The following is a 7,464-nucleotide window of genomic DNA, read 5'->3' on the forward strand; positions in this document are numbered from 1 at the left end:
CCACGAAATTAGCATCATGCTAGCAAGTTAAGCGAACACTGACATGATAAATTAGTGGTTAGCTATATTTTTTTACTTTGCAACAGAACCACGTTTTTTCTCCCGTTTCATAACTCACTTTATATTCAAGTACCTCTGCACAATCTTTTACACGTTCAGCCTTTTTAAATTCAAGAATATGCAAGAGTTCAAAATAATCTACATTTGCCATTTTCTTTTCTCGCCAAGGTCTTATTTTTCCACTTTTTGTTTTGTCGATTAGTACACTTGATTTTTCATCTGAATTAATGCTATTATTATTGCACATAATTAATACAGAAACCCCCTATGTAAATTTGTTTTTGTGTGGTAACTTAAACAATAACATAGGGTATTTTTCTGTGCAAGGATTTTTAAAGGTTCATTAACCTTATAAAGCCAATCACACCAACACTTTAAACGCGATGTAAACTATAAAAATAAAAACTTGTTGTTTCTATATGTATCAAGATAAGAAAGAACAAGTTCAAAACCATCAAAAAAAGACACCTTTTCAGGTGCTTTTTTTATTTTATAAACTCATTCCCTGATCTCGACTTCGTTCTTTTTTTACCTCACGGTTATGAGTTAGTTCAAATTCGTTCTTTTTAGGTTCTAAATCGTGTTTTTCTTGGAATTGTGTAGTTTTATCCTTTACCTTGTCTACAAACCCCTTAAAAACGTTTTTAAAGGCTTTTAAGCCGTCTGTACGTTCCTTAAGGAATTCCTTAGTGCTTTCATAGATTAAACTCACATCACGCTTTAAATCGCTTATTTTAGACTTTAAAGACTTGTTTTCTTCAAGCAACTCATTATAATCATTTACATTTTCGTTAAATCGCTCTACAAGACCACTATATTTTTCTTTAACTTGCCCATGTTCTTTACTTAATTTTTTATATTCTCTCGCCATATCAGTACTCATGAGATTGCTAACATGCTGTTTTAACTTATCGTTATCTCTCACAGCAGTCACTAAGTTTTTATAGTCACGCTCCGATATAACAACGTTTTTAGTTGGTTTCTTTTCTGTTTTCATTATTTCTTTTCCTAAACCAAACATGGACTTTTCGCCCGTTGGCACTTCAACATTTTTCATGTGCCGTTTCGCTGGTACTTCTAAATCTGATTTAACTTTATCGCTATAAGCAGTCCATTCATCTTTTTTAACTGCCAAGTTTTTTTCTAGAAAATCAATCTCTTTTTCCAAAGTTTGTTTTTTAAATTTAGATGTCTCAATATGTTTACGGTCAGAGCCACGTTCACCACGCTTCAACTCAAAACCCTGTTTTTTCATATGCTCGGGGAATTTATCTTGTAGCCATAACAATTCTTGACGATTAAACACATTTTTTCCTTGTAGTTTTCCATCACGCATAGGCACAACACCTAAATGCATATGAGGGGTTTGCTCATCGTTATGAACTGTTGCGTAAGCAATATTTTGCTTGCCGTATCGTTCAGAAAATAATTTATAACTTTCCTCAAAAAATCGTTTTTGTTCTCCTGGATCCAGTCGCTCAAAAAAATCTCGGTCAGATGTTACTAGCAACTCATTTACAAGAACAGCATCTTTTCTTGTTTTTCGTGTGCCTGTTTTTTGTGAATCGATTATGTCTTTTACACGTTCGTTATAATTTATATTTTTATCGTTTTGTAAATCATAATTTTCATGTGTTCGCTCTCTGTCAATATCTTCATTCGTTCTACTTTCTCGCTCTCTTTGATTATGAAATTGCATGCCTTTTAGTCCAGGTGATTTCACTTTTTGCATTCTACAAACTGCATAACTCATATGTAAATCGCTCCTTTTTAGGTGGCACAAATGTGAGGCATTTTTGCTTTTTCCGGCAACCACTTCCATGTAAAGTATAACACACTATACTTTATATTCATAAAGTGTGTGCTCTGCGAGGCTGTCGGCAGTGCCGACCAAAACCATAAAACCTTTAAGACCTTTCTTTTTTTTTCGTGAAAAAAGAAACAAAAAAACCCGACCTCTGCCACCTCAGCAAAGGGGGTTTTGCTCTCGTGCTCGTTTAAAAATCAGCAAGGGACAGGTAGTATTTTTTGAGAAGATCACTCAAAAAATCTCCACCTTTAAACCCTTGCCAATTTTTATTTTGTCCGTTTTGTTTAGCTTACCGAAAGCCAGACTCAGCAAAAATAAAATTTTTATTGTCTTTCGGTTTTCTAGTGTAACGGACAAAACCACTCAAAAATAAAAAGATACAAGAGAGGTCTCTCGTATCTTTTATTCAGCAATCGCGCCCGTTAATGGAATAACTATAAATAAGTTCTTAACCCTAAAATCACTTATTTATTATTAAACTAACGCACCCTATAGTGCAATAAGGAATGTTCCTCTTCTTTCATAAGTATTTTTTATGTTAATTTACTTTAATTTCTTCTTCTAAAAACTCTTCTAAATTTGGAGATTGATTATATTTAATTGCAGCTTGTTTATCCTTCTTAATAATGGCCTTTGTTAGATCAATATGATTTATGCTTGCAATGGCAACAGCGTAATGGATAACATCAACAAGCTCTTTTTCTAAAGAAGCATTCCCCGTGTTTGCCTTTCGCCCTTCTAACTGGTTTAGTACCTCTGCTACCTCGCCAATTTCTTCTACTAGTTTCATAAACAAAGCAGATGAAGTGCGTCCTTCTTTGTATTTTAGTGCTAGGTAGCTCTGTAACTCATAAAATGTTAATTGCTTCGGATTTTCTTTGTCATTTCCCATTTTAACACCCCTATTAATTTAACCATCATCCCTAACAAAGCTGTCATTATTTGAACTCTTCTGCCCCGTTAGTTAAATAACGAATTGATTATCTTTCACTAACGCACCCTATTGTTTAATACTTTTGTTTTATCATAAATCGTACTGACGTTTCTCTTTGTTAAAGAAGTAGTAATAACTAATTTCAAATATTAAAAATCCTACAACCAGACTTGCCCAAAAAGGATACGGCGATTCAATTAAAAAAGTAACTAAAAATGTTAAGATAAACGCTACTAAACCAACAATTAGGGAAAATTTTAGACGTGTTCTTTTCAATTTATACACCCCTTTTCTCTTCTATGGTCGGGACTAAATTTAAAAATACAGATTCAAAATTGTACTCTATATTAATACGATTGACTTAAACAAAATGTTTCAAACTTTCTTCCACTAAACTGCCCCGTTAGTTCAAGAAGCTTTTCGCTCATAAATATGAAAATAATATGTATAAGGATTTTTTTCATTTGTTATTCCTTGTGTAACAGATACTTCGTTCCACTCTTCATAATTCACTTCTGGAAAGAATGTATCTCCTTCAAATTCGTAATGAATTTTTGTAATGTACATTTTCTCAACATATGGTAGAAACAAATTATAAATTTGTTCTCCCCCGAAAATGAAAATTTCCTCTTCGCTATTACATAACTCAAAAACATCTTCTATTGAATGGACGATTTCACAACCATTAAAGCTGAACCCCTTATCTCTTGTCAGAATAATATTCCTTCTTCCAGGTAATGCTCTTCCGATTGATTCAAGATTCTTCCTTCCTAATATAATTGGATATCCCTTTGTAGTATTTTTAACATACTCCCAATCCTCTGGGATTCTCCAAGGTATGTCATTCTCTTTACCTATTACCCTGTTCTTATCCATCGCAGCAATTAAAGAAACTTTCATATATCACACAGCCTTCCTTAACTATTTTACCGTTTAAATTCCTATTCCTTGTTAAGCTATCCTGCCCCGTTAGTTTAAGTGTAATCCTTCACAATCTCAATTGCATTATAAATATACGTAAATATATGTGTTTACTTTCCTCAACAATATGGCCCGATTGCAGAACGGACGCAGATCGCTTCTCACACAATCGCGCCCTTTAATGGAACAAAAAGATTTGAATTCCTGTTATAAAAAAAGGATCAATTTTGAACTCTCTCCCAAAGTTGATCCCTTAACGATTTAGAAATCCCTTTGAGAATGTTTATATACATTCAAGGTAACCAGCCAACTAATGACAATGATTCCTGAAAAAAGTAATAACAAATTACTATACAGATAAGTTGACTGATCAACTTCCATAGGTAACAACCTTTGATCAAGTAAGGGTATGGATAATAAACCACCTACAATTGCAATACCTGTTCCCTCTGATAAAAAGCTGGTAAAGTTAAGCAAACTCATTCCAGCACCAGCTTCCTGCTGTTTCAAGCTACTTGAAACAATTGTTGATATAACTGTTTTGGTGAACGAAAGCCCACCTAAAACAAATACGATTATAATTGTCATGAACCATGATGTTGTTTCTAAAAGAAAGGAAGCAGTTAAAAAGCTAACAGAAAGAAATGTAACTCCGATGTTTAACACGTATAAAGGACCTCTTCTATCAACAAGTATCCCACCAATGTAGCCGAAAATAATGACACTCATTGTTCCAGGGAAAATAATTACACTTCCGATTTCGGCAGTACTTAGCTGGTGAACATCTTTCATCATATAAGGAACCATAGAGACAAACCCTGCTACTGTTCCAAATATAATTCCCCCACAAAGAACTCCAATCATAAAAGGTATATTTTTCCCTAATCCGGGATCAACAAAAGGATCTGTTACTTTCCTGATATGTTTTACAAATATCAGGAATGACAGCACGCTAACGATAAGAAAAGAAATGCTATATGATGTTGTAAACAACATAAAAAATACAATGCCTACAGACATTAGTATAATTCCTTTGATATCAAAATGACCTTTTATCCTTACTTCTTTCTTTAATAATTTCATAAGAAACGGAACAGTGATAATTGTTATCATAGGAATGAGTAGAAGATAGGACCAATGAATATAATGGGCTATCATTCCACCAATCGCTGGACCGACTCCTTCTCCCATGGCTACTATCGATCCAATAAGACCAAATGCTTTACCCCTATTTTCCTTTGGAATATAGCGCGCAACTACAACCATTACGAGTGCTGGAAATGCAGCTGCACCAGCCCCTTGAATAAAACGAGCCATAATAAGTAAGGAAAAGAAAGAATGGCCAACAAACCCAATTACCGACCCGAAACAATTTATTATAATTCCAAATAGGAGTAACCTTTTGATGCCTAATTGATCAGATAGCTTTCCATATACAGCTGTTCCAATGGAAAAGGTTAACATAAAGGCTGTGTTCACCCAGTTTGTACTCGCAGGTGGTTTATTAAAATCATTTGCAATATCAGGTAATGAGACGTTCAAAACCATTTCATTTAATACGCTAAAAAAAGATAAAATGCAAAGCCAAATTAAAATTTGGTTGTGTCGTAAATTCGATTGTGAATAGGATGTATTCACATTTCACCCTCCAATAATGAGGGCAGACGTAGTTTATAGGGTTAATGATACGCTTCCCTCTTTTAATTGAACCCTGTTACATTCATTACACTTCATAATTAATTCCTCCTAAACTTGATTAAAACATTTTACCACATATAAACTAAGTTTTAAATTCAGTATTTCATCACTTATACAACAATATGGCCCGATTTAAGCACACCCTTTATTCCGTTAATGCGCCATGACAGCCATGATAATTACTAATACTAGGAGAAGTTAATAAATACGTAACCAACATGATTAACAATTATTAGAGGTCATCGTTCAAAATGGTATGCGTTTTGACACATCCACTATATATCCGTGTCGTTCTGTCCACTCCTGAATCCCATTCCAGAAATTCTCTAGCGATTCCAGAAGTTTCTCAGAGTCGGAAAGTTGACCAGACATTACGAACTGGCACAGATGGTCATAACCTGAAGGAAGATCTGATTGCTTAACTGCTTCAGTTAAGACCGAAGCGCTCGTCGTATAACAGATGCGATGATGCAGACCAATCAACATGGCACCTGCCATTGCTACCTGTACAGTCAAGGATGGTAGAAATGTTGTCGGTCCTTGCACACGAATATTACGCCATTTGCCTGCATATTCAAACAGCTCTTCTACGATAAGGGCACAAATCGCATCGTGGAACGTTTGGGCTTCTACCGATTTAGCAGTTTGATACACTTTCTCTAAGTATCCACCTGAATCATAAATCGGCAAAATAGAGAAAAATTGACCATGTGTAAGCGGCCAATCTGATTCCACCTGAGATGCATAATCTAGTAGAATCTCTTCGCTATCAAAATTCACTTCCACCTTCCACTCACCGGTTGTCCATTCATGGCTGAACTCTGCTTCCTCTGTTGACATGACACACATCATCTCAATATCCGAATAGGGCCCATCAGTCTGACGACCAAGAGAGCCATAAACACCAATAGCCTTAACATCATCCCCATATTTATCCAATATTCGTTCCTTAATTTCATGAACAATCTTCATTCTTTCTTCTCTAGTCATTATTATTGGTCCATTCACTATTCTCATTCCCTTTTCAGATAATTTTAGATTTGCTTTTCTAAATAAGAATATTTGGAGAGCACCGTTCTTATTCAGCTATTAATAACTCGTCTTCCTAAGCATCCTTCAATCCTTTTAATAACAATTATAGCATCTAATCTTCAACAAACTGGCCCGTTTGTTGAACTACTCTTTAATAAAATAATTTTTCCGTTCCCAATTCCACATTGCAATAATAGAAAAGCCATCTTCATCTGCTTTTTCTTCATCATCTGTATGTATTAAATCGCCATCTTCTGCGTCATCAAGATTTAATTCCTTATGAATTTCCTTTAATAAACCACCATATGAAATTAATCTTTTTCGATAAAGTCCTTCCTCCAAATCAGCTAAACGCTGCAAATTTCTTTCTTCGTCATCAGTCATAAAATCTGTATCTTTTACTGGATATTTTGCAGTTTCATCAATGGCTGATTTTATATCAGATTTATGTTTATTTTTTGGTCGAATCATTTGGACTTTAACGTTTGGATCATAATCTAATTTCATAGCTCTTTTCCAAAATTGAATCCATTGCTTTTGATTCACATAGTTTTCAGTGTTATAAAAATAAGTGCTTTCTACACAAACCAACACATGCATGTGTTGGTTATAAGAATTATCTATATTATTTACAGTTACTTCTGTCGCTCGCATAAAACCAACTAAGTTTTTATTAATTTTCTTATATTTCATCATACGATTAAAACCTTTTGACATATCCGATAAACTTTTATTTAATTCAGTACCATCATAAACATTTCTAACGGTCAACGTAAGGAAAAGCCAACGAACTGTTGGTTTTTGTTTGATAACTTCTGCAACAACCTTTTGTGACTGAATACCATGCTTCATTGCTCTCCTCCAGTTGCACATTGGACATAATCGAGATTTACAAAACCACACACGATATAACGTTTTTGGTTCTGTTGCAAAGTTGAATTTATAGTATAATTTTAACAAAAAGGAGTCTTCTGTATGAACTATTTCAGATATAAACAATTTAACAAGG

The 7,464-nt window shown here is 34.3% G+C and carries 9 protein-coding genes; all 9 read right to left on the reverse strand.

The annotated features are described in order from the left end of the window. Nucleotides 1-58 precede the first annotated feature (58 nt). Nucleotides 59-307 carry a protein rep gene (locus tag LQ682_RS13840; protein ID WP_049948302.1) on the reverse strand — a complete coding sequence of 83 codons (249 nt, stop codon included), beginning with the start codon at nt 305-307 and terminating at the stop codon, nt 59-61. Between the two features lie 243 nt (nt 308-550). Next, complete coding sequence (gene mobV, locus LQ682_RS13845) at nt 551-1,813, reverse strand: MobV family relaxase (RefSeq protein ID WP_023296837.1); 1,263 nt, start codon at nt 1,811-1,813, stop codon at nt 551-553. 595 nt (nt 1,814-2,408) lie between these two features. After that, entirely contained in the window at nt 2,409-2,762 is a 354-nt protein-coding gene (locus tag LQ682_RS13850) for a MazG nucleotide pyrophosphohydrolase domain-containing protein (protein ID WP_031794976.1), read from the reverse strand. Between the two features lie 132 nt (nt 2,763-2,894). Beyond that, nucleotides 2,895-3,080: a hypothetical protein gene (locus LQ682_RS13855; protein ID WP_031794977.1), complete on the reverse strand. Its 186-nt coding sequence runs from the start codon at nt 3,078-3,080 to the stop codon at nt 2,895-2,897. 132 nt (nt 3,081-3,212) lie between these two features. Continuing rightward, entirely contained in the window at nt 3,213-3,704 is a 492-nt protein-coding gene (locus LQ682_RS13860) for a trimethoprim-resistant dihydrofolate reductase DfrK (protein ID WP_012779617.1), read from the reverse strand. 282 nt (nt 3,705-3,986) lie between these two features. Beyond that, entirely contained in the window at nt 3,987-5,363 is a 1,377-nt protein-coding gene (gene tet(L) / locus LQ682_RS13865; RefSeq protein ID WP_001574277.1) for a tetracycline efflux MFS transporter Tet(L), read from the reverse strand. Nucleotides 5,364-5,396: 33 nt separating this feature from the next. Continuing rightward, entirely contained in the window at nt 5,397-5,459 is a 63-nt protein-coding gene (locus LQ682_RS14310) for a tetracycline resistance efflux system leader peptide (RefSeq protein WP_012779615.1), read from the reverse strand. A 210-nt stretch (nt 5,460-5,669) separates the two neighbouring features. After that, the gene (aadD1, locus tag LQ682_RS13870) at nt 5,670-6,431 is read right to left on the reverse strand and encodes an aminoglycoside O-nucleotidyltransferase ANT(4')-Ia (RefSeq protein WP_001014230.1); all 762 of its coding nucleotides are present in this window, start codon (nt 6,429-6,431) and stop codon (nt 5,670-5,672) included. Between the two features lie 168 nt (nt 6,432-6,599). After that, nucleotides 6,600-7,464: protein rep (locus tag LQ682_RS13875; RefSeq protein WP_481817273.1), on the reverse strand; the 865-nt coding region annotated here is incomplete at its 5' end.

Source organism: Mammaliicoccus sp. A-M4 (assembly GCF_022386955.1).
GTDB lineage: Bacteria > Bacillota > Bacilli > Staphylococcales > Staphylococcaceae > Mammaliicoccus > Mammaliicoccus lentus.